Source organism: Pseudomonas brassicacearum (assembly GCF_918698105.1).
Lineage (GTDB): Bacteria > Pseudomonadota > Gammaproteobacteria > Pseudomonadales > Pseudomonadaceae > Aquipseudomonas > Aquipseudomonas brassicacearum_F.
The window spans coordinates 1-24,027 of the sequence record NZ_CAKKMI010000064.1 but is presented as its reverse complement, the minus strand read 5'-3'; the positions used below and the strand labels follow the sequence as shown (position 1 = coordinate 24,027).

23 protein-coding genes are annotated in these 24,027 nt (G+C 62.6%); 12 read left to right on the top strand and 11 right to left on the bottom strand.

The window, feature by feature from the left end:
- The first annotated feature begins 53 nt into the window (after nt 1-53).
- Complete coding sequence (gene hrpB / locus LQ215_RS21955; RefSeq protein WP_230152551.1) at nt 54-2,570, top strand: ATP-dependent helicase HrpB; 2,517 nt, start codon at nt 54-56, stop codon at nt 2,568-2,570.
- A gap of 24 nt (nt 2,571-2,594) precedes the next feature.
- On the opposite strand, the gene LQ215_RS21950 is transcribed toward hrpB, so the two are convergent.
- The 3 genes from LQ215_RS21950 to LQ215_RS21940 form a co-directional block, all read right to left on the bottom strand.
- On the bottom strand, nt 2,595-3,056 hold the full coding sequence (locus LQ215_RS21950) for a GNAT family N-acetyltransferase (protein WP_230152550.1): 462 nt from the start codon (nt 3,054-3,056) through the stop codon (nt 2,595-2,597).
- Between the two features lie 145 nt (nt 3,057-3,201).
- Entirely contained in the window at nt 3,202-4,281 is a 1,080-nt protein-coding gene (locus tag LQ215_RS21945) for an endonuclease/exonuclease/phosphatase family protein (RefSeq protein ID WP_230152549.1), read from the bottom strand.
- The gene (locus LQ215_RS21940; protein ID WP_230152548.1) at nt 4,278-4,937 is read right to left on the bottom strand and encodes a hypothetical protein; all 660 of its coding nucleotides are present in this window, start codon (nt 4,935-4,937) and stop codon (nt 4,278-4,280) included. The genes LQ215_RS21945 and LQ215_RS21940 overlap by 4 nt, the downstream gene beginning before the upstream one ends.
- Before the next feature lie 175 nt (nt 4,938-5,112).
- On the opposite strand from LQ215_RS21940, the gene LQ215_RS21935 reads away from it, so the two are divergent.
- From LQ215_RS21935 to LQ215_RS21925, 3 genes are all read left to right on the top strand, one after another.
- Nucleotides 5,113-5,859: a DUF2076 domain-containing protein gene (locus tag LQ215_RS21935; protein WP_230152547.1), complete on the top strand. Its 747-nt coding sequence runs from the start codon at nt 5,113-5,115 to the stop codon at nt 5,857-5,859.
- A gap of 128 nt (nt 5,860-5,987) precedes the next feature.
- Entirely contained in the window at nt 5,988-6,467 is a 480-nt protein-coding gene (locus tag LQ215_RS21930) for a LabA-like NYN domain-containing protein (protein WP_053182045.1), read from the top strand.
- Between the two features lie 21 nt (nt 6,468-6,488).
- The gene (locus tag LQ215_RS21925) at nt 6,489-7,100 is read left to right on the top strand and encodes a 3'-5' exonuclease (protein WP_057451857.1); all 612 of its coding nucleotides are present in this window, start codon (nt 6,489-6,491) and stop codon (nt 7,098-7,100) included.
- 132 nt (nt 7,101-7,232) lie between these two features.
- On the opposite strand, the gene LQ215_RS21920 is transcribed toward LQ215_RS21925, so the two are convergent.
- Nucleotides 7,233-7,685, bottom strand: coding sequence for an Lrp/AsnC family transcriptional regulator (locus LQ215_RS21920; protein ID WP_053125600.1), 453 nt, complete (start codon nt 7,683-7,685; stop codon nt 7,233-7,235).
- Nucleotides 7,686-7,846: 161 nt separating this feature from the next.
- Between LQ215_RS21920 and yedA the strand changes: the two genes are divergently transcribed.
- Complete coding sequence (gene yedA / locus LQ215_RS21915) at nt 7,847-8,749, top strand: drug/metabolite exporter YedA (RefSeq protein WP_230152546.1); 903 nt, start codon at nt 7,847-7,849, stop codon at nt 8,747-8,749.
- Between the two features lie 57 nt (nt 8,750-8,806).
- Entirely contained in the window at nt 8,807-10,141 is a 1,335-nt protein-coding gene (locus LQ215_RS21910) for a DEAD/DEAH box helicase (RefSeq protein WP_230152545.1), read from the top strand.
- Nucleotides 10,142-10,268: 127 nt separating this feature from the next.
- On the opposite strand, the gene LQ215_RS21905 is transcribed toward LQ215_RS21910, so the two are convergent.
- The gene (locus LQ215_RS21905) at nt 10,269-11,504 is read right to left on the bottom strand and encodes a TIGR03862 family flavoprotein (RefSeq protein WP_230152559.1); all 1,236 of its coding nucleotides are present in this window, start codon (nt 11,502-11,504) and stop codon (nt 10,269-10,271) included.
- Between the two features lie 203 nt (nt 11,505-11,707).
- A complete protein-coding gene (locus LQ215_RS21900) occupies nt 11,708-12,628 on the bottom strand; it encodes a histone deacetylase family protein (protein ID WP_003205826.1) in 921 nt (306 codons plus the stop codon).
- Between the two features lie 73 nt (nt 12,629-12,701).
- Here LQ215_RS21900 and LQ215_RS21895 point away from each other — a divergent pair, with 73 nt between their 5' ends.
- The 3 genes from LQ215_RS21895 to LQ215_RS21885 all read left to right on the top strand — a co-directional run bounded on the left by LQ215_RS21895 (nt 12,702) and on the right by LQ215_RS21885 (nt 14,832).
- Nucleotides 12,702-13,271, top strand: coding sequence for a GNAT family N-acetyltransferase (locus LQ215_RS21895; RefSeq protein ID WP_230152544.1), 570 nt, complete (start codon nt 12,702-12,704; stop codon nt 13,269-13,271).
- A 101-nt stretch (nt 13,272-13,372) separates the two neighbouring features.
- Nucleotides 13,373-14,242 (top strand): acyl-CoA thioesterase II, encoded by an 870-nt coding sequence (gene tesB, locus LQ215_RS21890; RefSeq protein WP_057451861.1) that lies wholly within the window; start codon nt 13,373-13,375, stop codon nt 14,240-14,242.
- Nucleotides 14,239-14,832, top strand: a complete 594-nt coding sequence (locus tag LQ215_RS21885) for an HAD family hydrolase (RefSeq protein ID WP_230152543.1) — start codon at nt 14,239-14,241, stop codon at nt 14,830-14,832. The genes tesB and LQ215_RS21885 overlap by 4 nt, the downstream gene beginning before the upstream one ends.
- Nucleotides 14,833-14,976: 144 nt before the next feature.
- Here LQ215_RS21885 and LQ215_RS21880 read toward each other — a convergent pair whose 3' ends face one another.
- On the bottom strand, nt 14,977-15,924 hold the full coding sequence (locus LQ215_RS21880) for an alpha/beta hydrolase (RefSeq protein WP_230152542.1): 948 nt from the start codon (nt 15,922-15,924) through the stop codon (nt 14,977-14,979).
- Complete coding sequence (ypfJ, locus tag LQ215_RS21875) at nt 15,925-16,809, bottom strand: KPN_02809 family neutral zinc metallopeptidase (protein WP_230152541.1); 885 nt, start codon at nt 16,807-16,809, stop codon at nt 15,925-15,927.
- A 250-nt stretch (nt 16,810-17,059) separates the two neighbouring features.
- On the opposite strand from ypfJ, the gene LQ215_RS21870 reads away from it, so the two are divergent.
- Nucleotides 17,060-17,938 (top strand): DMT family transporter, encoded by an 879-nt coding sequence (locus LQ215_RS21870; RefSeq protein WP_230152540.1) that lies wholly within the window; start codon nt 17,060-17,062, stop codon nt 17,936-17,938.
- A gap of 149 nt (nt 17,939-18,087) precedes the next feature.
- Here the strand turns inward: LQ215_RS21870 and LQ215_RS21865 are convergent, their stop codons facing one another.
- Nucleotides 18,088-19,425: an MFS transporter gene (locus LQ215_RS21865; protein ID WP_230152539.1), complete on the bottom strand. Its 1,338-nt coding sequence runs from the start codon at nt 19,423-19,425 to the stop codon at nt 18,088-18,090.
- 266 nt (nt 19,426-19,691) lie between these two features.
- Between LQ215_RS21865 and quiC the strand changes: the two genes are divergently transcribed.
- The gene (quiC, locus tag LQ215_RS21860) at nt 19,692-21,593 is read left to right on the top strand and encodes a 3-dehydroshikimate dehydratase QuiC (RefSeq protein ID WP_230152538.1); all 1,902 of its coding nucleotides are present in this window, start codon (nt 19,692-19,694) and stop codon (nt 21,591-21,593) included.
- A 102-nt stretch (nt 21,594-21,695) separates the two neighbouring features.
- Nucleotides 21,696-22,373 carry a TetR/AcrR family transcriptional regulator gene (locus LQ215_RS21855; protein ID WP_014340322.1) on the top strand — a complete coding sequence of 226 codons (678 nt, stop codon included), beginning with the start codon at nt 21,696-21,698 and terminating at the stop codon, nt 22,371-22,373.
- Nucleotides 22,374-22,492: 119 nt separating this feature from the next.
- Here LQ215_RS21855 and LQ215_RS21850 read toward each other — a convergent pair whose 3' ends face one another.
- Nucleotides 22,493-23,344 carry a shikimate dehydrogenase gene (locus LQ215_RS21850; protein ID WP_436839593.1) on the bottom strand — a complete coding sequence of 284 codons (852 nt, stop codon included), beginning with the start codon at nt 23,342-23,344 and terminating at the stop codon, nt 22,493-22,495.
- A 5-nt stretch (nt 23,345-23,349) separates the two neighbouring features.
- Entirely contained in the window at nt 23,350-23,790 is a 441-nt protein-coding gene (gene aroQ / locus LQ215_RS21845) for a type II 3-dehydroquinate dehydratase (RefSeq protein WP_230152536.1), read from the bottom strand.
- Between the last annotated feature and the right edge of the window lie 237 nt (nt 23,791-24,027).

The window sequence follows — 24,027 nt, the reverse complement described above, 5'->3', positions numbered from 1 at the left end:
AGACCACGCTAAACAGTTCGCCGTTATACTCGGCCCTCTGTTTTGGAGCCAGCATGATTTCTTTGCCGATTGATGAAGTTTTACCCGCCCTGCGTCAAGCCTTGGCGTCGCGTCACGAAGCCGTGCTCGAAGCGCCGCCCGGTGCCGGTAAAACCACCCGTGTTCCCCTGGCCTTGCTGAACGAGCCCTGGTTGGCCGGGCAGACCATCCTGATGCTCGAGCCCCGGCGCCTTGCGGCAAGGGCGGCGGCCGAGCGACTGGCCAGTGAACTGGGGGAAAAGGTCGGTGAAACCGTCGGCTACCGGATTCGCCTCGACAGCAAGGTCGGCCCCAAGACCCGCATTGAAGTGGTCACCGAAGGCATCCTCACCCGGCGCTTGCAGGACGATCCAGCGCTGGAAGGCGTGGGGCTGCTGATTTTCGATGAATTCCATGAACGCAGTCTCGACGCCGACCTGGCCCTGGCCTTGAGCCTCAACGGTCGGGAGCTGTTTCGCGATGACCAGCCACTGAAGATCCTGCTGATGTCCGCGACCCTGGAAGGCGAGCGCCTGGCCGGGTTGCTGGACGACGCGCCAATCCTGCGCAGCGAAGGCCGCATGTTCCCGGTGACGGTGCGCTGGGGCCGACCGTTCCAGCCCGGCGAGTTTATCGAGCCGCGGCTGGTGCAGACCGTGCTCGAAGCACTGCAGGATGAAACCGGCAGCGTCTTGGTGTTCTTGCCCGGGCAGGCGGAGATCCGCCGGGTCCATCAGCAACTGGCCGAGGCCTTGGGCGAGGGCGGCAATGTGTTGCTCTGTCCGTTGCACGGCGAACTGGACCTCGCCGCCCAGCGCGCCGCCATCGATCCCGCGCCGCCCGGCCAGCGCAAAGTGGTGCTGGCCACCAACATCGCCGAAACCAGCCTGACCATCAACGGCGTGCGGGTGGTGATCGACGCCGGACTGGCGCGGGTGCCGCGTTTCGACCCGGGCAGCGGCATGACCCGGCTCGACACCCAGCGCATTTCCCGAGCCAGTGCCACCCAGCGGGCCGGTCGGGCCGGGCGCCTGGAACCGGGGGTTTGCTATCGATTGTGGTCCGAAGACCAGCATGAACAATTGGCCGCCTATGGCAGCGCGGAGATCCTGTCGGCGGACCTGGCCGGGTTGGCCCTGCAACTGGGACGCTGGGGCGTGACGCCGCAGCAACTGGTCTGGCTCGACATTCCGCCCTCTGCTGCATATGCCCAGGCCCAGGACCTGCTGCAACGCCTGGGCGCGCTGGAGGGCGAGCAACTGACCCGCCACGGCCAGGCCATGGCCGAGCTGCCGGCCCACCCGCGTATCGCGCATCTGCTGTTGCGCGGTCAGGCGCTGGGGTTGGCGGACATGGCCTGCAACGTCGCCGCGCTGTTGGGCGAGCGCGATATTCTGCGGGGCGCCGGCGCGGATCTGCACAGTCGCCTGGCCTTGCTGTCCGGCGAAGAACGCGCAGCGCGCGGCGCCCAGGGCGGGGTGCAGCGGGCACGACAACTGGCCCGGCAATATCGCGGTTACCTGCGGGGCAAGGCCGAAGAAGCCGTGGCCGATCCCGATCATCCGCGCTGGCTCGGCGCGTTGCTGGCGCTGGCCTACCCGGACCGCGTCGCCCAGCAACGCCGGCCCGGCGGCGCCGAATATCGTTTGGCCAACGGCCGTGCGGCGCTGTTTGCCGAGGCTGACAGCCTGATGAAACAAGCGTGGCTGGTGATCGCCGACCTGGGCAGTCGCCAGGGCCAGCGCGAAGAACGGATCTACCTGGCGACGGATTTCGACCCGGCACTGTTCGATTCAGTGCTGGCCGAACAAGTCCGTATTGTGGATCAGCTGGATTGGGACGAGCGCGAAGGCGTGCTGCGCGCCGAGCGCCAGCGCAAGGTCGGCGAACTGGTGCTCAGCCGCGAACCGCTGACCGGCCTGGATGAGTCGGCCCGTAGCCAGGCCCTGATGAACCTGGTGCGGCGCAAGGGCTTGGAGTTGTTGCCCTGGACCCCGGAGTTGCGGCAATGGCAGGCACGGGTGGCGCTGCTGCGGCGCCTGGACCTGGACGCCAAGGGCGAGAGCGAATGGCCGGACGTCAGCGACGCAGCGCTGCTGGACAGTCTCGAGCATTGGTTGATGCCGTATCTGGGCCGCGTCTCGCGCCTCAGCCATTTCGCCAACCTGGACGTGGCGAGCTTCGTTCACAACCTGTTGCCCTGGCCCCTGCCGCAACGCTTGGATGAACTGGCGCCGCATCATTTGAGCGTGCCTTCGGGGTCGTCGATACGGCTGGACTACAGCGAGCACCCGCCGATCCTGGCGGTGCGCTTGCAGGAACTCTTCGGCCTGGCCGACACCCCGCGCATTGCCGGCGGCCGCCAGGTGGTCAAGTTGCACCTGCTGTCACCGGCGCGCCGGCCGGTGCAGGTCACCCAGGACCTGGCGAACTTCTGGCGCAGCACCTATGCCGAGGTGAAGAAGGACCTCAAGGGACGTTATCCCAAGCATTACTGGCCGGACGACCCGTTGGTGGCGGAGGCGACGGCGCGGGTCAAGCCGCGTAAATGACCTGATTCCAGATTCAACACAGAGTCAGTCCTTCTCAAGGAACTTGCTGTAGCTGAAGAACATCTCGTCGCGTATCCAACCAGCAGACTCATAGAGTGCCTGGGCGGATTGATTGGTCTTGGCCGTGCGCAAGTCCATACGGACGGCCCCCTGTTGCCTGGCATATTCTTCGGCGGCCATGAGCAGCTTTTTGCCTACACCCTGTTGGCGCAGGCTTGAATCAACGAAAAGATCATACAAAGTGAAGATGCGCGCCGTGAACACCGAGCAAAAGGTTGGGTAGAGCTGGCAGAACCCCACAGTCGCCTTGGCGGCGTTCTCTGCGACGAACACCAGGGACTCACCCTGTTCAATTCGCGCCCTGATATAGGCGGTCGCCCGCTGTAGATCGGCATCCATCTGGTAGAACTGCCGATACGCATCAAACAGTACACCCACCGCTTCAACGTCTTTGTGTTCAGCCAGGCGAATCTGGATGTCGCTCATGGATCACTCCTTGAAATGGGTGTTCAGTCTGAGGGGGACTCGGGGCAATGCCACCAAGACAGTCAGAGCGTACCGCTCGTGTTGGCCGGGCGTTATCCCAAACCGGCACCAGAATTTCGACACAGATCCACTGTGGCGAGTCGTACTAAGGCGCTGCCGGCAACAAGAATCGCGCAATCACCGGTAAATGATCGGAGATGCGCAAGGTGTCGTCCTGCCTTACCTGGGCTTCGACCCGTTTGATCCGGGGGCTGTAGAACAGGTAGTCGACGGTGCGGTCGGGGCCGTTGAGGCCGGGGTCGTTCGGGTAGTGGGTCAGCCAGTGCGCGCGGTCGATGCCGCTGGCCTCGTTGTTGGTAGGGATCATCGGGTACTTGTCCCACAGCAGGTGCAGGGGGCTGTCGGCGGAGTAGGGCGTGCGTTGCTCGGCCGGCAGGCGCCGGTACTGGCCCAGGGGCAGCAGGTTGAAGTCGCCGCCGATCAGCCAGGGTGTGCCAGCGGATTCGAGTTTATCCAAGGCCTTGGCCACGGCGGTGATTTGTCTGGGCAGGGTATCGTCCGGCTCGGTGGCCCGTTCCAGGTGGGTGTTGAGCACCGCCAATTGGCCGCCGCCGCCCAGCGGCAGATAGCTCACCAACAAGGCGTTTTTCGGCTGGAACTGACGGCTGATGACGTTGGTGTCGGCCACCGGCAGTTGCACCCGTTCGGCACGGTCGATGCGGTAGCGGCTCAGGGTCGCCAGTTGCCGGCCGACGCTGCCGAAGATGTGCGGGGCGGGGATGAAGTCGGCCTTCCAGTCGAAGGCGCTGGTGCTGCACGGATAGAGGTCGGCCAGTCGCTCCTGCAACAGCTTGAGTTGGTCCTGGTAATCGCTGGCCTTGGCGCCCTTGTCCAGTTCCTGGAGCAACACGACGTCCGGTTGCTCGTCGCGGATGACCCGTGCCACTTCGTCGAGGCTGAAGGCCATGTCTTCCAGGGTCGGGCTTTCATCGTCGCCCTGGGCCAGGTCGTGCCAGAACACGTAGCGTTTGCCGGCGAGGAACTGGACGTTCCAGGTCATCACCTTCAAGGCCTGGCCGGCCACCAGCGGTGCGGCGTTGGCGGCGCAACTGACCGGCACGCTTTCCCGGGGCTGTGGCCGCCAGGTCAGGCCGTAGATCGACAGGGCGGCCAGGCTGAGGATCAACAGCAGGCCCAGCAAGGTGTAGCGCAGTAGACGGGTCATGGCTTGGGTTTTTCTGCAATCAACATGAACATTCGGAACACCACCACAGTGGTGAACAATTGCAGAAAACTGTGGAGGCTGTCGATCAGCAAGCTGACCAAAGGATTTTGCGGCGGCGGATACACCGAGACGCTGGCGCCCTTGAGCAGCCAAAGCGGGACCATTACGCACAGGATGCACAGCAGGATTCGCCAGAAATGACCGCGACTCATGCGCAGGCTTTCCTTCATTGCGGCCAGTGGCGCCAAGCCCTTCAATACCAACAGGTACTCACCGAAGGCCAGGACGACCATCAGCCATAGCCCTGGCAGGAAATACAACGATATGCCGACCAGGATCAGCAGGGTATTGAGCGCGGTCAGCAAGGCGAAGCGTGGCCACTGGAGGAGGGCGGCGGCGAGCAGGTCACGGGCGCGGGGGGCTTCGCCACGACTGCGGGCATCGAGAAACAGGATCAACGCCGCGGTGTACAGCGGGTAGACCAACAGCCCGACGATCACGCTGTAGCCGGAAAAACCGTCGGCCCCGACGGCGCTGTCCACGCCTTGCTGCAGCAAAGCCTCGAGTATCACCAGCGGCAGGCACAGCTGGGCGATCCGGCCCAGATGGCGCTTGAAGAAATACAAAGAGTCGCGCAGCACGTCAAACGGATTCATGAGTCGGTATCGCAGTTCAAAAAGCGGTCCGACACTTTAACCGATCAGGCGCTCGCACAAGCAAACGTAAACATCAGGTAAAGACCATTGAAACCTTTGCGGCGAGCCCCATTACTGGTGGGCGCCGGTCTTCAGGATCGGAACGGTTTCTACCCGGCAATCGAATGAGGTCGCCATGAACAGCGAAGAACAAACCCTGATCGACGGACTGTTTTCACGGCTGCAACAGGCCGAAAAGGATTCAGCCCCGCGTGACGCCCAGGCCGAGGCGCGGATCAAGGAACACCTGGCCAACCAGCCAGCAGCGGGCTATTTCATGGCCCAGGCGATCCTGGTGCAGGAGGCCGCGATCAAGCGCCTCGATGAACAGAACAAGCAACTCACCCAGCAAGTCGAGCAATTGCAGGCCGAGCTGCAACAGGCCCGCAAGCAAGCGCCGACACCCAGCGGTGGCGGTGGGTTTCTCTCGAGTATTTTCGGCGGCAGCCCGCGGGACTCACGGCCGGCGAGCGCGCCGCCCCACAGCGGTGGTGGTTGGCGCGAACCGGCGCAACCGTCCTTCAATGCCCAGCCCCAACAAGGTTTCGGCGCGCCACCCGGCAATTATGGCGCGCCGCAGCAGGCCCCGGCAGCGGGCAGCTTCCTTGGTGGCGCCCTGAAAACCGCGGCGGGCGTGGCTGGCGGCGTGATGCTGGCCCAAGGCATCAGCGGCCTGTTCCACGGTAACCAGCAGCCCCAGGAAATCGTCGAGGTCATCAAGGAAGAACCGGCGCAACCGGTCAACGACAGTGCAGACAACGGCTGGGGTGATGACCAACGGATGGCCGATAACAACGGCTATGGCAATGATCCGGGCGGTTTCAGCGACGCGGACTACAGCGACGATTCTTCTTTCTTCGGCGACGACGACTCCTTCGTCTGACCTGCCATTCGTCCGGGGCGCCCTGGCGCCTCGGGCCGATTATTCGCGGAACAATCCTTCGGGCTGGCATACTGGGCGACTTTTCGACCCAGGTGGTCTGCGTGCGTGTGCATCCAAGAGGAAACGCGGTGAAAAAAATTGCAGTGTTCGCCGATGTCCAGAACCTCTACTACACCGTGCGCCAAGCCTACGGTTGCCATTTCAACTACGCCGCGCTGTGGGCGGATGTGAGCAAGCAGGGGCAGATCGTCGAGGCCTATGCCTACGCGATCGATCGCGGTGACAGCAAGCAGCAGCAATTCCAGCAGATCCTGCGCAACCTGGGGTTTGTCGTGAAGCTCAAGCCCTACATCCAGCGCAGCGACGGCTCGGCCAAAGGCGACTGGGACGTGGGCATCACGCTGGACATCATGGACGCCGCCGACCACGTCGATGAAGTGGTGCTGGCCTCCGGCGATGGCGATTTCGACATGCTGCTCGAACGCATCATCCAGAAGCACGGTGTGCAGGCCGTGGCCTATGGCGTGCCGGGGTTGACCGCCAACTCGCTGATCCGCGCCGCCAGCCGCTACGTGCCCATCGAAGGCGCGTTGTTGCTCAAGAATTGATTTTCACGGAGTTCAAAAGGTTTGGAACGCATCGCAGTCATCGACTTTGAAACCACCGGGATCACCCCGAGCAGCAGTTGCCGCGCCACTGAAATCGCGGTGGTGATGCTCGAACAAGGCCGGATCGTCGACCGCTACCAGAGCCTGATGAACGCCGGTGTGCGCGTCCCTGCGTTTATCGAGCAACTGACCGGCATCAGCAACGCCATGCTGCGCAGCGCCCCGTCGGCGGAAAAGGTCATGAACGAGGTCAACGAGTTCGTCGGCATCACACCACTGTTGGCCCATAACGCCGCGTTCGACCAGAAGTTCTGGGACTTCGAACTGGGACGGATCAAGCGCACCCGCTTGCAGAATTTTGCCTGCTCACTGTTGCTGGCCCGGCGCCTGATGCCGGCGGCGCCGAACCACAAGCTCGGCACGCTCAACGCTTTCGCAGGCCTGCCCCACACCGGCCAGGCTCACCGGGCCATGGCCGACGCCGAAATGGCCGCCAACCTCACCGCGCACCTGGCTTCGCAATTGCGGCAAAAGCATGGGCTACGGGAGTTGTCCCATGATTTGCTGTGCAGTTTGCAAAAAGTGCCGGCGGCGAAGATCAACGAGCACCTCAAGCGCCATCGCGGGTTCTAAGCACACAACAAAACAAAAACTGTGGGAGCGAGCTTGCTCGCGATAGCGGTAAGTCAGTCAATAGAGAGGTTGACTGATCCGACGCTATCGCGAGCAAGCTCGCTCCCACAGGGTTGGTCTGTGTTGAGCGAATTATTTCCCGTTGCCTTCCAACTGCCCCAACGGCACGCGCTTTTCAATGGCGCTGGACAGCACGATCGAGGTCTTGCTGAAGCCGAACTTGGCGATGCGGTTGATCAGTTCCTCCAGCTCGGGCATCGAGCCAACCGCCGCTTGCATGATCACGCACGGGTCGCCGGTGACCCGATGGCACTCGGTCAGTTGTGGGATCTTGCACAGTTCGTCGTAGGTCTTCTGGTTGCCGTGTTGGTTCATTCGCAGTTCGATGACGCACTGCACCGGCAGGCCGATCTTCGCCATGTCGACTTTGGCTTGATAACCGGTGATGACGCCGCTGGTCTCCAGCTTGCTGACCCGCTCGGCCACGGCGGGGGCGGAGAGGTTCACTTTGCGGGCCAGTTCGGCGTAGGACGCACGACCGTTTTCCAACAGGGCGCTGAGCAGCATGCGGTCATATTTGTCCACGGTTTGGCTTCCTGTTGACGTGACTTTCGAAAACGCGATTTATAGCGCTGATCTCCGTGTTTTGAAAAGTGTATGGCTCGGATAAACAGGTTTTGTAACTTATTTTCCGTCTGTCGCCTTTCTAGAATAGCGTCTCTCCTTGTCCTGACTTCGAGCTGACCATGCCTGGCCCACGCCGTTTTCCCTTGCCATTGATCGCTGCCTTTTTTGCCTTGTACGTCATCTGGGGTTCGACGTACCTGGTGATTCGCATCGGTGTGGAGCATTGGCCGCCGTTGTTGCTGGCCGGGATTCGTTTTGTGCTGGCCGGTTCGCTGATGTATGGCTTCCTGCGCTGGCGCGGGGCGCCGGCGCCGACTTGGGCGCAATGGAAGGCTGGGGCCATCATCGGCGTGCTGTTGCTCAGTTTTGGTAACGGCGCGGTCAGTGTCGCCGAGCACACCGGCGTGGCGTCCGGGGTGGCGGCGTTGGCCGTGGCGACGGTGCCTTTGTTTACCTTGCTCTGCGGATATTTCTGGGGCGCGCGTAATACCCGTCTGGAATGGGCGGGGATTGTGCTGGGGTTGATTGGCATCGCAATGCTCAACCTGGGCTCCAACCTCCAATCGAGCCCCCTGGGTGCGACCTTGTTGGTGTTCGCGGCGGCGTCCTGGGCTTTTGGTTCGGTGCTGAGCAAGCACTTGCCTTTGCCGGCGGGGGCGATGGCCAGTGCCGTGGAAATGCTGGTGGGTGGCGTGGTGCTGTTGATCGGCAGCGTGGTCAGCGGCGAGCACCTGGACAGCATGCCGCCGCTGGAAGGTTGGTTTGCCTTGGCTTACCTGACCTGCTTCGGCTCGATCATCGCCTTCAACGCCTACATGTACCTGCTCAAGCATGTGCGCCCGGCGGCGGCCACCAGTTATGCCTACGTCAACCCGGCCGTGGCGGTGTTGCTGGGGATCGTGTTCGCGGGTGAAACCATTGGTGCTGAAGAAAGTATGGCGATGCTGGTGATCATCAGTGCCGTGGTGTTGATCGGTTTGCCGCAGTGGCGCAAACCCAAGCCTGCGCCGGCCGTATCCTGATTTAGGGTAAACTGCCGCGCATTGCACACCTTGCGCTGATTTTCCTACGGTACTTCCATGACTTTCGCCACCCTTGGCCTGATCGAACCCTTGCTGCGCGCCCTCGAGACGCTCGGCTACCAGACCCCGACCCCGGTGCAGGCCCAAGCCATGCCGGCGGTGCTGGCCGGTCGTGACCTGATGGCCGCGGCCCAGACCGGTACCGGCAAGACCGCCGGTTTCGCCGTGCCGCTGTTGCAGTTGCTGACCACCGAAGGGCCGAAGGTCGCGGCCAACTCGGTGCGCGCGCTGATCCTGGTGCCGACCCGTGAGCTGGCCGAGCAGGTCCATGAAAGCGTGCGTCAGTACGCGCAAAACCTGCCGCTGAGCACCTACGCCGTGTACGGCGGCGTCAGCATCAACCCGCAAATGATGAAGTTGCGCAAAGGCGTCGACCTGTTGGTCGCCACGCCAGGGCGTCTGCTCGATTTGTTCCGCCAGAACGCGTTGAAGTTCAACCAATTGCAGACCCTGGTGCTGGACGAAGCCGATCGCATGCTCGACCTGGGCTTTTCCGAGGAGCTGGCGAATATCTACAGGGCATTGCCGAAGAAGCGTCAGACGTTGCTGTTCTCGGCGACCTTCTCCGACGCGATCCGCCTGCTGGCCGGGCAGATGCTCGACGATCCGCTGAGCATTGAAGTGAGCCCGCGCAACGTGGCCGCCAACACCGTCAAGCAATGGGTGGTGACGGTGGACAAGAAGCGCAAGCCGGAATTGTTCGTGCACCTGATGCGCAAGAACAAGTGGAAGCAGGTGCTGGTCTTTGCCAAGACCCGCAATGGCGTCGATGCGCTGGTGGAAAAACTCCAGGGCCTGGGCGTCAACGCCGACGGCATCCACGGTGACAAACCCCAGGCCACTCGCCAGCGCGCGCTGGACCGCTTCAAGGCCAGCGAAGTGCAGATCCTGGTAGCCACCGACGTCGCCGCCCGTGGCTTGGATATCGAGGATTTGCCGTTGGTGGTGAACTTCGACCTGCCGATCGTCGCCGAGGACTACATCCACCGCATCGGCCGTACCGGTCGGGCGGGCTCGACCGGGGAAGCGATTTCCCTGGTTTGCGCCGACGAAGTGAACCTGCTGTCGGCCATCGAGATGCTGACGCGCCAGACGCTGGCTCGTCAGATGGAGCAGGACTTCGAGCCTGAGCATCGGGTACCGGACACCGATGCCAGCGGCCAGGTGATCAAGAAACCGAAAAAGCCGAAGAAACCGAAAACCTCCGGTGGCGGCAAGCGCAACCTGGGCAAGTGGGTGGACAGCGGCGACTCCTCGCCGGTGGAACCTTCGGTCAAGCCTGTGCGCAAAGTGCCGGTGTTCAATACCGGGCCGCGTAAGCGTAAGCCTTGATGATCTGCTGCGCCTGATACACCGCTATCGCGAGCAAGCTCGCTCCCACAGGAGATCTGTGGTGGACACCGGATCTGTGAACACCTGAAAACCACTGTGGGAGCGAGCTTGCTCGCGATGGGGGCGCCTAAGCTTGTAACCACTCCAGCATCCCCAACCCCGCTGCGCGGCCACTGGCAAAGCAGGCCGTGAGCAGGTAGCCGCCGGTCGGTGCTTCCCAATCGAGCATTTCCCCGGCGCAGAATACGCCGGGCACTTGCTTGAGCATCAGGCGTTCATCCAGGGCTTCGAAGGTCACGCCACCGGCGCTGCTGATGGCTTCGTCCAAGGGGCGGGTCTTCACCAGGGTGACGGGCAAGGCCTTGATCGCCTGGGCCAGCCGCGCCGGGTCAGTGAAACACTCGGCCGGCGTGAGCTCGCGCAACAGCGCCGCCTTGACGCCGTCGATCCCCAACTGGCTGTGCAAGTGCTTGGCCATCGAGCGTGAACCGCGAGGCTTGTTCAGGGCCTGGAGGATTTTATCCACAGGCCTGCCCGGCAGCAGGTCCAGATGGAGGGTCGCGCTGCCATGTTGATTGATGGCTTCGCGAATCGCTGCCGACAGGGCGTAGATCAGGCTGCCTTCGAGGCCGGTGGTGGTGATCACGCATTCGCCGAGGCGCGGTACATCGTCGTTCAGGCCGATGGCGATGTTCTTGAGCGGGGCGCCGGCGAATTTGCTGATCATCAGGTCGCTCCAGGCCTCTACCTCGAACCCACAGTTGCTCGGTTGCAATGGTGCCAGGGCCACGCCGCGCTGTTCCAGGGGCAGCATCCAGGCACCGTCGGAGCCCAGGCGTGACCAGCTGCCACCGCCCAGCGCCAGCAGCGTTGCGTCGGGGCGTAGCGTTTGCTCACCTTCCGGATTCGCTATTCGCAAGCTGCCGTCGGGGTTCCAGCCGACCCAGCGATGGCGCGTGTGGATCGCCACGCCGGCATCGCGCAGGCGCTTGAGCCAGGCGCGCAGCAGTGGCGCGGCTTTCATGTCGGTGGGAAATACCCGCCCGGAGCTGCCGACAAAGGTGTCGATGCCCAGCCCGTGAATCCATTCGCACAATTGCTCGGCGCCGAATGCCCGCAGCAGCGGGGCAATGTTCGGTGCGCGTTCGCCGTAGCGGGAGAGGAAGGCGGGGAAGGTTTCGGAGTGGGTGATGTTCATGCCGCCCACGCCGGCCAGCAGGAATTTGCGGCCCACCGAGGGCATGCCGTCGTACAGGTCGACTCGCAGGCCCGCCTGGCTCAACACCTCGGCCGCCATCAGGCCGGCGGGGCCGCCGCCGATGATGGCGATGTTAGAGGGGGAGGGCTTGGAAACTTGAGTCATGGCGAGCGATGTCTGGCGGATCAGGGAGGGCATTCTATCAGCTCGACTCACATGATCTGAGGTCGGAATCGGTGTAGGAGCTGTCGAGCGAAGCGAGGCTGCGATCTTGCCCCAGACAATTGAGTCGAGAGCGAAAGATCAAGATCAAGATCAAAAGATCGCAGCCTTCGGCAGCTCCTACGGGTTATCCACAGGCCGCTCTTTCAATGACAACCTGATGACGTCCAGACCCTTTGTGCGCTGTGGTGCAGGATCCCGTGGCGGCGGGCCAGGGCCTGGCGATCCTTGCTGTAGCCGCCACCGATCACGCCGACCACCGGGATGTCGCGTCCCAGGCAATGGCGCATGACGCTCTCGTCCCGGGCGGCGAGGCCTTCATCGGTCAGCTTCAGATAGCCGAGGGCGTCGTCCTTGTGGACGTCGACGCCAGCGTCATACAGCACCAGGTCCGGCTGATAGAGCGGCAGCAAGTAGTTGAGCGCATCGTCCACCACCTTCAAATAAGCCGCGTCTTCCATGCCCATCGGCAGGGGGATGTCCCAGTCGCTTTGCGCCTTGCGTGCAGGAAAATTCTTTTCGCAGTGCAAGGAAACTGTCACCGCGTCCGGGGTGTCATGGAGTATTCGGGCGGTGCCGTCGCCCTGGTGCACATCACAGTCGAAAATCAGCACCCGCGAGACCCGGCCGCTGGCCAGGAAATAGCGGCTGATCACCGCCAGGTCGTTGAAGATGCAGAACCCGGCCGGGTGGTCGTAGTGGGCGTGATGGGTGCCGCCGGCCAAGTGACAGGCCAGCCCGTGCTCAAGGGCTTGTTCGGCGGCCAGGAGCGAACCACCCACGGCGCGTACCGTTCGGCGGGCCAGGGCTTCGCTCCAAGGCAAGCCAAGTCGCCGTTGGTCTTCGCGGGACAACTCGCCGCCCATGTAGCGTTCGATATACGCACGGTCGTGGGCCAGGGCGAGAATGTCCGGTGGACACAGCGACGGACGCAGCAGGTCGGCGTCTCGGGTCAGGCCGCTGTCCACCAGGTGATCGCGCAGCAGGCGAAACTTGTCCATGGGGAAACGGTGTTCCGCCGGGAAGTCGGGGCTGTAGTCTTCGTGATAGATCAGTGGCAGCGACATGGTGTTTTCAGTGACGATTGAGTGACGGATCCTACCAGCGATGTAGACTCTGGGGCATGGAAAGGGAGTGAAGATGGAGCCGATAATGGAACTGGAAAGCGCACGGCTGCTGTTGCGGCAGTGGCGCGACGATGACTTGCCGGAATTTGCCGCCATGTGCGCAGACCCGCAGGTGATGCGTTATTTCCCGGCGCGCCTGAGCCGCCTGGAAAGCGCTGCCCTGATCGGTCGGGTGCGGGGGCATTTCGCCGAGCATGGTTTTGGTTTGTGGGCCCTGGAGCGCAAGGACACCGGCGCCTTCATTGGCTTTACCGGGCTGGGTGTGGTCGGTTTCGATGCGCCTTTCACGCCGGCCATCGAGATCGGCTGGCGCCTGGCCCGGGAACACTGGGGCCTGGGGTATGCCAGCGAAGCGGCGTGGACCGCCTTGCGTTGTGCTTTCGATCAGTTGACGCTGGACGAAGTGGTGGCGTTCACCGCCGTCGACAACCTGCCCTCGCAAAAGGTCATGCAGGCCATTGGCATGCAGCACGACCCGGCTGACGACTTCGAACACCCGACACTCGCCGTCGGTCATCCATTGCGTCACCATGTGCTCTATCGCATCAATCGTGAGCAGTGGCTGCAGACACTGCACGGTTAGCCGACACGGACGTTTACAATGCCCGCCAAAATGGCCCGGGCCACTATCGATCCGCCGCAGCATAGACTGCGCGGTTTTTGCGCTGTGTGAGGAAAGTCTGAATGAGCCACGTGTTGGAAGATCTGGTCGACCTGCTGACCCTGGAACCGATCGAAGAAAACCTGTTTCGCGGGCGTAGCCAGGACCTGGGGTTTCGCCAGTTGTTCGGCGGCCAGGTATTGGGCCAGTCGTTGTCGGCGGCCAGCCAGACCGTGGAAGAGGCGCGCCATGTGCATTCGATGCACGGTTATTTCCTGCGGCCGGGTGACGCCGCGCTGCCGGTGGTCTACCAGGTGGACCGGGTGCGCGACGGTGGCAGCTTCAGCACTCGCCGGGTGACGGCGATCCAGAAGGGCAACCCGATTTTCACCTGCAGTGCGTCGTTCCAGTACGACGAAGAGGGTTTTGAGCACCAGAGCAGCATGCCGCAAGTCGTCGGGCCGGAGAACCTGCCGTCCGAGCTGGAGCTGACCCAGCAGCGCGCGCACCTGCTGCCCGAGCACATGCGCGAAAAACTGCTGTGCCCCAAGCCGATCGAGGTGCGCCCGGTCACCGAAAAAGACCCTTACAACCCGCAACCGGCCGACCCGGTGAAATACGTGTGGTTCCGCGCCGATGGCGCCCTGGCGGATTCGCCGGCCTTGCACAAATACCTGCTGGCCTACGCGTCGGACTTCGGCCTGTTGACCACTTCACTGCTGCCCCATGGCAAATCGGTGTGGCAGAAAGACATGCAGGTCGCCAGCCTCGACCATGCCTTGTGGTTCCATGCCGACCTGCGCGCCGATGACTGGTTGCTCTATGCCATGGACAGTCCGTGGGCCGGCAACTCCCGCGGGTTTTCCCGTGGCAGCGTGTTCAATCGTGCCGGGCAACTGGTGGCCTCGGTGACGCAGGAAGGCCTGATTCGTCATCGCAAGGACTGGGCATGAGCCTGGCCGAGGTTCGTCACTGGGTATTCGACATGGATGGCACGCTGACGATCGCCGTGCATGACTTCGCGGCGATTCGCGTGGCCCTGGCGATTCCGGCCGAAGACGACATCCTCACTCACCTGGCCGCCTTGCCGGCGGAGGAGGCCGCGGCCAAGCATGCCTGGCTGCTGGAACACGAGCGGGACCTGGCGCTGGGCTCCAGGCCCGCGCCGGGAGCGGTTGAACTGGTGCGCGAACTGGCCGGGCGCGGTTACCGCCTGGGCATCCTCACCCGCAACGCCCGCGAGCTGGCCCACGTCACCCTCGAAGCCATCGGCCTGGCGGACTGTTTTGCCGTGGAGGATGTGCTGGGCCGCGACGAAGCACCGCCCAAGCCACATCCCGGTGGCCTGTTGAAGCTGGCCGAGGCCTGGAACGTGGCGCCCGAGGCGATGGTGATGGTGGGCGACTACCGCTTTGACCTGGACTGCGGACGTGCGGCGGGGGCGCGGACGGTGTTGGTGAACCTGCCGGACAATCCGTGGCCGGAGCTGACGGATTGGCATGCGCGCGATTGTGGGGAGTTGCGGCGGATGCTGTTTGCTTGAGTGCTGGGTTGACTGATCGACCGCTTTCGCGAGCAGGCTCGCTCCCACAAGGGGATTTCTGTTGATCGCGAAATTTGTGTCCACACCCGATCTACTGTGGGAGCGAGCCTGCTCGCGAAGAGGCCCTTTCGACCGCTACTAAACTCACTGCCCGAACAGAACCCTCAACCCCTCAGGCGAAGTCAACATCCCATCCCCGTTATGCCCCACCCCCGGCACTTCGATCAGCCGCTGGTTCAACCCCTCGGGATGACGCCGGGTCAGGTAGTCGAAAAAGAGATGCCCACGCATTAACCGGTACGGACCCTGGGTCTGTGCTTCGCAGCCTTTATCCAGTGCCGGATGTTCCGGGTCGGTGTCTTGTTGCCCGAGCAAATAGACGATGTCGCGCTTGGCGTAGTTATCTTCCAGTTGCGCCGGTGTTTGCCCCGCCGCGTAGGCTGGCAGGTTCTGCAGGCCGTACTTCCAATGATTGAAGCCGGGGCAACTGGCCGGGTCGAAAGCCATGGGCCGTTGTGCATCGAAGTAGGCATAGGACGACGGGTTGGCGATGACAAAACGCGGGCTGATCCGGTATTGGCCGTGGGCGAGCAGGGCATAGCGCTGCACGACCTGGGCGCCGCCGGAATGGCCGGCGATGACGATCTCCTTCACTTCGGGAAACTGCTGCCGGTCACTGACTCGCGCAACGATGTCGTCAAGTACCTGGTAGGAACTGACCGGGTTCGGCCCTGTGGATAAACCACCGGCCATCCAGTCGTTGCCTTGCCAGCGCAGGATGTCATTGGGCAATTGATGGCGCGCCACGTCCTGTTCGTTGAGAAACTGCGGGGCGATGATCAGGGTGGTGCCCAGTTGCCCGGCCTGTCCGGCAGCCTTTTCGGCGCTGTGCAGGTAGGTGTCGGCATTGCGCAGCCGACCGTGGAGGATGATCAGCACGCGCTGGATGGACGCCGGCGGTGGGCTGACGCCGACGGCCATGGCGCCGCCCTTGAACTGCAGCCGTCCTTGGGCGACCACGTTGACGCCGTGTTCCTCGGCCTGGGCAACGGCGCAGCACAGCACCAGCCCGATCAACGCGCCCCACTTCATCTACAGGTTTTTCGCCGCGAACGTGTCGCACTGGTTGACCTGGCCCTGGGCGAAGCCGGTCTTGAACCAGCGCACGCGCTGCGCCGACGTGCCGTGGGTGAAGGAGTCCGGCACCACGCGGCCCTGGCCTTGTTGCTGCAAGCGGTCATCGCCGATGGCATTGGCGGCGTTCAAGGCCTCCTCGATGTCTCCCGGCTCCAGCCAGTTCAGGCGTTTTTGCGCATGGTTGGCCCACACACCTGCCAGGCAATCGGCCTGCAATTCCTGGCGTACCAACAAGCCGCCATCGCCCTCCATCTGCCGGCCTTGCTGGCGCGCTTCCTGGATTTTCGCCGACACGCCGAGCAGCGTCTGCACATGGTGTCCGACTTCGTGGGCAATGACGTAGGCCTGGGCGAAGTCTCCGGCGGCGGCGAAGCGTTGGGACATTTCCTTGAAGAAACTCATGTCCAGGTAGACTTGCCGGTCTGCCGGGCAATAGAACGGACCGGTCGCCGACGAGGCAAGGCCGCAGGCCGAGTTGACCCGACCGCTGAACAACACCAGTTTGGGTTGCTGGTATTGGCGTCCGGCCTGCTGGAAGACCTGGCCCCAGGTGTCTTCGGTATCGCCGAGGATCGAGCGCACGAACTCGGCCTGTTCATCGTTGGCCGGTGGCGCCTGGCGGGTTTGTGAAGTGGCAGGCGCGGATTGATCCATCTGCCCGGCCAGTTGCCCGAGAATCTGCATCGGGTCCTGGCCGGTGATCCAGCCGATGCCGACGATCAGGAGGACGGCTGTCAGGCTCAAGCCCTTGCCACCGCCGAAACGCATCCCGCCACCGCCTCCACCGTCACCGCGAGCGTCCACCACGTTGTCACTGCGGCGACCTTTTTTCCATAACATGTGGACGTCCTCTGAATGACCCTGCGGAAAATGACTGCTGTGGCGGTAAGTCTAGCTTTCAGGCGCCCAAGGCGCGCGCCGCGCTTGAGTTGTCAGGCAACGGACACCGGTTTTGGTTCATCGGTGAGCCAATCCTGTCTGGCTGCGCAATTTTCATTACACTGCGGATTCAGAACTTATCGGTATTCTCGCTGGCCCAAAAACTGCACCGTGCGCCACGGCCCTTACATCAAGCAACGCAGGTTCCCTCATGACTGTCAGCACTCCGCTCTCCGGCGTCAATCAGCCTTTCAAGGGCATCGTGCTTATTCTGGCCGCAACGTTCCTGTTCTCCAGTCATGACGCCTTGTCGAAATACCTCTCGGGTTTCTACCCGATCATCATGGTGGTCTGGGCCCGATACGTGGTGCACACGTTGTTGATGGCGGGTATTTTCCTGCCGCGCTCGGGGCTGCGGGTCCTGCGGACCAAGCGGCCTTTGTGGCAACTGGCCCGGGCGCTGTGCCTGCTGGGCACCAGCCTGTTCTTCACCACGGCGCTGTTGTATATCCCGCTGGCCGAGGCGACGGCGGTCAACTTTCTCGCGCCCGTGCTGGTCACCGCGTTGTCGGTGCCATTGCTGGGCGAACACGTGACACGCGGGCAATGGATCGCGGTGATCTTCGGCTTTATCGGGGTGTTGATCATCGTCCATCCGGGCGGGGATCTGTTCACCCCGGCGGTGATATTGCCGTTCTGTTCGGCGCTGTTCTTCTGTTTCTACCAACTGCTCACGCGCAAGCTCAGCGAGATCGACAGCCCGACCACCAGCAACTTCTTCGCCGGCCTGTGCAACACCTTGGTGATGAGCGCGCTGGTGCCGTTCTTCTGGCAAGTGCCGAGCCTGTTGCATGGGGTGATGATGCTGGCGCTGGGTGCTTGCGGAATGACCGCGCACCTGATGCTGACCCAAGCCTTCCGCTTTGCCGCCCCGGCGCTGCTCGCGCCGTTCGGGTACTGCCAGATCGTGTTTGCCGGGCTGCTGGGCTGGCTGTTGTTCAACCATACGCCGACGCTGACCACCGTGGTGGGCATCACCTTGATCTGCTTGAGTGGGTTGGCGGCGGCGTGGCAACAGCGGCGGGCGTAATCACTGGCTATACACGGACCCTTGTGGCGAGGGAGCTTGCTCCCGCTGGGTTGCGAAGCAGCCCTCGCTTTTTTGCGATTGCTGCGCAATCGAGCGGGAGCAAGCTCCCTCGCCACAGGTGAATCGCTGTCCGTTAGCTTGTGGGACAGTTAGTTTTCCAGCGTAGGCACCTTGCGCGGCGCCATGAAGTACAGCCAGGTCAGGGCAATGAAGTACATCGCCGGGATCAGGGTGAACAGCACGGTGTAGTTGTTGTTGGTGACCGTGAGGATGTGACCCACCAGCTGAGTCATGAACATCCCGCCGATGGCCGCGCACATGCCGCCGAAGCCAAACACCGTGCTCATCATGTGCTTGGGCGTGTAGTCCATCACCAGGCTCCAGATGTTGGCGGTCCAGGCCTGGTGCGCGCCGATGGCCAGGGAAATGGCGAACACCGCCATCCACAGGCTGCTGGAGCCGGCGGCCATGATCACACCGATGATGCAGCAGGCGAACAGCAGCATGGACACCAGTCGCGCCTTGATCGGATTGAGGCCGCGGCCGATCAGGAACGAAGACAGGATGCCGCCGCCCACGCTGCCGAAGTCGGCGGTGAGGTAGATGATGATCAGCGGAATGCCCATCTGGGTCACGTTGATGCCCAGGTTGTATTGCTGGTTCAGGAACGGTGGCAGCCAATAGAGGTAGAACCAGAACACTGGGGCGGTGATCGAGTAGGCCAGGGCGAACGCCCAGGTGCCGCGCATGCGCAGGATGCGTGAGAACGGCACGCGGACCTGGTCTGGTTCGTCCTGGGCCTGGATGTAATCCAGTTCCGACTGTTTGACGCTGGGGTGGTCTTCGGGGTTGAAGTATTTCAGGCCCCAGAACAGCAGCCAGATCCCGCCCAGCGCGGCCATGCACAGGAACGCGGCCTGCCAGCCCCACACATGCAGGACCAGCGGCAGCAGCATCGGGGTGAACATCGCGCCGACGTTGGTCCCGGCGTTGAAAATGCCGGTGGCCACGGCCCGCTCGCCCGCCGGGAACCACAGCCGGGTGGTCTTCACGCAAGCGGGGTAGTTGGCGGCTTCGGTCAGGCCGAGGATGAAGCGACAGACCATGAAGCCTACCGCCGAGGTGGCCAGGCCATGGGCGCCGGTCGCCAGGCTCCAGAGCAGCACGGCGCAGAAGAACACGCGCTTGACGCCGATCCGGTCGATCAGCCGCCCCTGCAACACGAAACCGACGGCATAACCGACCTGGAACCAGAAGTTGATGTTGGCGTAGTCCATCGCCGTCCAGTTCATTTCCTTGGCCAGGATCGGCTGCATGACGCCTAGGGCGGCGCGGTCGATGTAGTTCAGGGTCGTGGCGAAAAACACCAGGGCGAGCATGCCCCAACGGGTCTTGCCCACGGCCATGGCGCCGCGGATCTTGTCACCGATGGTGCCGGTGGAGACACCCAGGCCGGGGGCCAGGCGGGAACTTTGGGAAGGGATCATAGCGTGTACCCGTTTTTGAAATTCTTATGGTTGGTCTGGGTCTGTCCATTGAGGTCGGCAGGGCCGGCGTCAATGAGGGAGCGATGGTGCGCAGTGAGCAAAAAAGCGTCAATTCGGCATTGGCCATTTTGTTCGATAATCGCCCAAAAAACTAACCGGATGGTACATATTAAATTGCTGAAAGAAACCGGCAGCTCAATAATCGGCTGACTTTTTAAAAAGCGGCGCACCTTTTGTAGCCGATGCCTGTCCCGGGAGCCGACGTCATGCAGCGTTCCATTGCCACCGTGTCCTTGAGCGGCACCTTGCCGGAAAAACTCGAAGCCATTGCCGCCGCCGGTTTCGACGGGGTGGAAATTTTCGAGAACGACCTTCTCTACTACGATGGCAGCCCTCGGGAAATCAGGCAGATGTGCGCCGACCTGGGCATCGCCATCACCTTGTTCCAACCGTTTCGCGACTTCGAAGGCTGCCGCCGCGATCGCCTGTCGCGCAACTTGGAGCGGGCCGAGCGCAAGTTCGACTTGATGCAGGAACTGGGCACCGACCTGGTGCTGGTGTGCAGCAACGCCTCGGCCGACAGCATCGGCGATGAACGGATTCTCATCGATGACCTGCGCCTGCTGGCCGAACGCGCCGGTGCGCGGGGCTTGCGTATCGGTTATGAAGCGCTGGCCTGGGGCCGCCACGTCAATACTTATCAACAGGTCTGGAACATCGTGCGCCAGGCCGATCACCCCAGCCTCGGCGTGTTGCTCGACAGTTTTCATACCTTGTCCCTCAAGGGTGATCCGAGCGCGATCGCCGAGATTCCCGGCGACAAGATCTTCTTCGTGCAAATGGCCGACGCGCCGATCCTGGCCATGGATGTCCTGGAATGGAGCCGGCATTTCCGTTGTTTCCCGGGGCAGGGCGAGTTCGATTTGCCGGGTTTCCTGGCGCCGATCATCAAGAGTGGCTACACCGGACCGCTGTCGCTGGAAATCTTCAACGACGGTTTCCGCGCCGCGCCGCCACGGGCCAACGCCGCCGACGGCCTGCGTTCGCTGCTGTACCTGGAAGAAAAAACCCGTCAGCGCCTGGCTGAAGAAGCGCCCTCCATGGGCAATGCCGACATCCTGTTCGCCACGCCGCCGGCCAGCGAATACAACGGCATCGAATTCCTCGAGTTCGCCGTGGACGATAACCTCGGTGCCAAGCTGTCCCATTGGCTGGAACGGCTGGGGTTCGTCAAGGCCGGCCAGCATCGTTCCAAGAATGTCAGCCTGCTGCGCCAGGGCGATATCAACCTGATCCTCAACAGCGAACCGTACTCGTTCGCCCACAGTTTTTTCGAAGCCCACGGACCTTCGTTGTGCGCCACCGCCGTGCGCGTGAAAAATAGCGCCAGCGCCCTGGAGCGAGCCGTTGCCTACAAAGGCCAGCCCTATCGTGGGTTAGTGGGCCCCAATGAACTGGAGCTGGCGGCGGTGCGCGCGCCGGACGGTAGCCTGATTTACCTGGTGGACCAAGAGGCTGATGTCTATGGCACCGACTTCAACCTGCAGCCGGGTGCGGTCATCGGGGCCGGGCTCAAGCGCATCGACCACATGGCGATGGCGCTGCCGGCCGACAGCCTCGACAGTTGGGTGCTGTTCTACAAGAGCCTGCTGGATTTCGAGGCCGACGACGAAGTGGTCTTGCCCGACCCTTATGGCCTGGTAAAAAGCCGTGCGTTGCGTAGCCGCTGCAGTTCGATCCGCTTGCCGCTGAACATTTCCGAGAACCGCAACACCGCGATCTCACACGCGCTGTCGAGTTATCGCGGCTCCGGCGTGCATCACATCGCCTTCGACTGCGACGACATCTTTGCCCAGGTCAGTCGTGCCAAAGAGGCCGGTGTGCCGTTGTTGGACATCCCGCTCAATTACTACGACGACCTGGCGGCGCGTTTCGATTTCGACGACGAGTTCCTCAGCGAACTGGCCTACTTCAACGTGTTGTACGACCGTGACGCCCAGGGTGGCGAGCTGTTCCACGTCTACACCGAGCCGTTCGAAGGGCGGTTTTTCTTCGAGATCATCCAGCGCAAGAACGGTTACGCCGGTTATGGCGCCGCCAACGTCGCGGTGCGCCTGGCGGCCATGGCCAAGTCCCGCAGCGGTGGTTTGCGGCACGCCAAGTTGTAGGAAAATCGTAAACGTAGCGGTAATGGGCCGTGCCCTGGCTTCCTTCAGTGCACGGTGCGGCCCATAATCGCCAACCTGTGCAGTGATGGCCGTGAGCCCGCAATGACTATGAATCCAGAGCTTTCCGCAGCGCTCGACGAACCCGTCGCCACGCCGCGCAAGAGTCGCAAGAACAACCCGGAGAAGACCCGGGAGAACATTCTTCAGGAAGCCATCGTCGAGTTCGTCCAGCAGGGCCTGGCCGGTGCCCGGGTCGACGCCATCGCCGAGCGCATCCACACCTCCAAGCGCATGATCTACTACTACTTCGGCAGCAAGGAGCAGTTGTACGTCGAGGTGCTGGAAAAACTCTACGGTGATATCCGCACCACCGAGAGCCGCCTGCACCTGGCGGAACTGGCCCCGGTCGACGCGATCCGGCGCCTGGTGGAGTTCACCTTCGACCACCACGATCGCAATGTGGATTTCGTGCGCATCGTCTGCATCGAGAACATCCACAACGCCGAGTACGTGAAGCAGTCAGGCGCGATCAAGGCGATGACCAATACCATCCTCGATTCCCTGGGCGTGATCCTGCGGCGCGGCGCTGAAGAGGGTGTGTTCCGTGCCGGCCTCGAGCCGCTGGATGTGCATCTGCTGATCAGCTCGTTCTGTTTTTACCGCGTGTCCAACCGCCAGACGTTCGGTGAGATCTTTCAGATCGACCTGTCGGATGAAGCGGTCAAGCAGCGGCATCGTGAGATGGTCTGTGAGTCGGTGTTGCGCTACTTGCAGGCCTGACCTCGACCCCTTGTGGGAGCGAGCTTGCTCGCGATAGCGGTCGATCAGCCAGCATCGATTGCGACTGACACACCGCCATCGCGAGCAAGCTCGCTCCCACAAGGGCTTATCACCAGGCTTTAGTGGTTCATGCTCTGGAAATGCGCCAGCATCCGCTGCGCATCGGGCGCCACGCCGCTGAACAGTTCGAAGGCCTTCACCGCCTGGAACACCGCCATGTTGCCGCCATCCAGTGTGCGGCAGCCGACCGCGCGGGCGTTGCGCAGCAGTTCGGTTTCCAGCGGGAAGTAGACGATTTCCGCGACCCACAATGCGCCGCGCAACAGCTCGGCCGGAACCGGCATGCCCGGTAGTTTTGCCATGCCCATGGGCGTGGTGTTCACCAGGCCATCGGCCTCGGTCATGGCGGCGGGCAGGTCGTGACCGGCGCGGGCGCGGCCAGCGCCGAAGTGTTGATTCAAGTTGTTGGCCAGCGCCTCGGCACGGCGGACCTCGACGTCAAAAATGCTCAGGGTTTGCACGCCTTCCATCAACAGCGCGTGGGCTACCGCCGCGCCGGCGCCACCGGCGCCCATCTGGACCACACGCTTGCGCGCCACGTCCCCCAGGCCGCGCCGAAAACCTTCGGCGAACCCCAGGCAGTCGGTGTTGTGGCCGATGCGCTTGCCGTCCTTGAGCACCACGGTGTTGACCGCACCGATACCGCGGGCCTCGGGTGACAACTCATCGAGCAGCGGGATGATCGCCTGCTTGCAGGGGAAGGTGATGTTCAGGCCGGTGAAGTCCATGCGTTCGGCGGCCACCAGTAGATCGGCCAGGGCGCCGCTGTCCAGTTTCAGCGCATCGAGATCGATCAGCCGATAGAGGTAACGCATGCCTTGGGCATCGCCCTCATGTTCATGCAGTGCAGGCGTGCGAGAGGCCTGGATGCCCGCGCCGATCAGGCCGGCCAGCACAGTGATATTCGACATGCTCATCAACCCTTCAACCGCTGACTGAAATGTTCCAGGGCCAGGCGATAGCCATGGCTGCCAAACCCGCACATCACGCCGATGGCGACGGATGAGACAAAGGAGTGATGGCGAAAGGTTTCACGGGCGTGGACGTTGGACAGGTGGACTTCGATGACCGGTACTTCGCTGGCCACCAGGGCATCGCGGATCGCCACGCTGGTGTGGGTCCAGGCCGCCGGGTTGATGACGATACCGGCGCACCGGCCACGGGCGCCGTGAATCCAGTCCAGCAGCTCACCTTCCTGGTTGGTCTGGCGAAATTCCACCGCCAGGCCGAATTCTTCAGCGGCGCGGCCGCACAGTGCCGAAATGTCAGCCAGGGTTTCATGGCCATAGGTCGCCGGCTCGCGGGTGCCGAGCAGGTTCAGGTTCGGGCCGTTGAGCACCAGAATGATCGGAGGCATCGCAATTTCTCCACATTTTTATTGTTGGTGTCGGCCAGGTTTCAGCCGCTGGAGATAAATTGTACTAGATGGTTAATTTGGTCAAATAAAGCCGCCGACATCGGCCAATAAGTGTTCGATGATCGAACATGACCTTGGTCGGGAGAGGAAGGAGGGCTCTTGTGGCGAGGGGATTTATTTGTGGGAGCAAGGCTTGCCCGCGATACAGGCGATGCGGTCTTTCGAAATTGAGTCGCC

What these genes read in the sequence shown, in the direction of transcription:
- LQ215_RS21850 (WP_436839593.1), bottom strand. Translation starts at nt 23,344, where the DNA reads ATGTCGAATATCACTGTGCTGGCCGGCCTGATCGGCGCGGGCATCCAG.
- LQ215_RS21885 (WP_230152543.1), top strand. Translation starts at nt 14,239, where the DNA reads ATGAGCCTGGCCGAGGTTCGTCACTGGGTATTCGACATGGATGGCACG.
- ypfJ (WP_230152541.1), bottom strand. Translation starts at nt 16,809, where the DNA reads ATGTTATGGAAAAAAGGTCGCCGCAGTGACAACGTGGTGGACGCTCGC.
- LQ215_RS21895 (WP_230152544.1), top strand. Translation starts at nt 12,702, where the DNA reads ATGGAGCCGATAATGGAACTGGAAAGCGCACGGCTGCTGTTGCGGCAG.
- LQ215_RS21870 (WP_230152540.1), top strand. Translation starts at nt 17,060, where the DNA reads ATGACTGTCAGCACTCCGCTCTCCGGCGTCAATCAGCCTTTCAAGGGC.
- LQ215_RS21865 (WP_230152539.1), bottom strand. Translation starts at nt 19,425, where the DNA reads ATGATCCCTTCCCAAAGTTCCCGCCTGGCCCCCGGCCTGGGTGTCTCC.
- LQ215_RS21940 (WP_230152548.1), bottom strand. Translation starts at nt 4,937, where the DNA reads ATGAATCCGTTTGACGTGCTGCGCGACTCTTTGTATTTCTTCAAGCGC.
- LQ215_RS21905 (WP_230152559.1), bottom strand. Translation starts at nt 11,504, where the DNA reads ATGACTCAAGTTTCCAAGCCCTCCCCCTCTAACATCGCCATCATCGGC.
- LQ215_RS21855 (WP_014340322.1), top strand. Translation starts at nt 21,696, where the DNA reads ATGACTATGAATCCAGAGCTTTCCGCAGCGCTCGACGAACCCGTCGCC.
- tesB (WP_057451861.1), top strand. Translation starts at nt 13,373, where the DNA reads ATGAGCCACGTGTTGGAAGATCTGGTCGACCTGCTGACCCTGGAACCG.
- hrpB (WP_230152551.1), top strand. Translation starts at nt 54, where the DNA reads ATGATTTCTTTGCCGATTGATGAAGTTTTACCCGCCCTGCGTCAAGCC.
- LQ215_RS21935 (WP_230152547.1), top strand. Translation starts at nt 5,113, where the DNA reads ATGAACAGCGAAGAACAAACCCTGATCGACGGACTGTTTTCACGGCTG.
- LQ215_RS21950 (WP_230152550.1), bottom strand. Translation starts at nt 3,056, where the DNA reads ATGAGCGACATCCAGATTCGCCTGGCTGAACACAAAGACGTTGAAGCG.
- LQ215_RS21910 (WP_230152545.1), top strand. Translation starts at nt 8,807, where the DNA reads ATGACTTTCGCCACCCTTGGCCTGATCGAACCCTTGCTGCGCGCCCTC.
- yedA (WP_230152546.1), top strand. Translation starts at nt 7,847, where the DNA reads ATGCCTGGCCCACGCCGTTTTCCCTTGCCATTGATCGCTGCCTTTTTT.
- aroQ (WP_230152536.1), bottom strand. Translation starts at nt 23,790, where the DNA reads ATGCCTCCGATCATTCTGGTGCTCAACGGCCCGAACCTGAACCTGCTC.
- LQ215_RS21880 (WP_230152542.1), bottom strand. Translation starts at nt 15,924, where the DNA reads ATGAAGTGGGGCGCGTTGATCGGGCTGGTGCTGTGCTGCGCCGTTGCC.
- LQ215_RS21900 (WP_003205826.1), bottom strand. Translation starts at nt 12,628, where the DNA reads ATGTCGCTGCCACTGATCTATCACGAAGACTACAGCCCCGACTTCCCG.
- LQ215_RS21945 (WP_230152549.1), bottom strand. Translation starts at nt 4,281, where the DNA reads ATGACCCGTCTACTGCGCTACACCTTGCTGGGCCTGCTGTTGATCCTC.
- quiC (WP_230152538.1), top strand. Translation starts at nt 19,692, where the DNA reads ATGCAGCGTTCCATTGCCACCGTGTCCTTGAGCGGCACCTTGCCGGAA.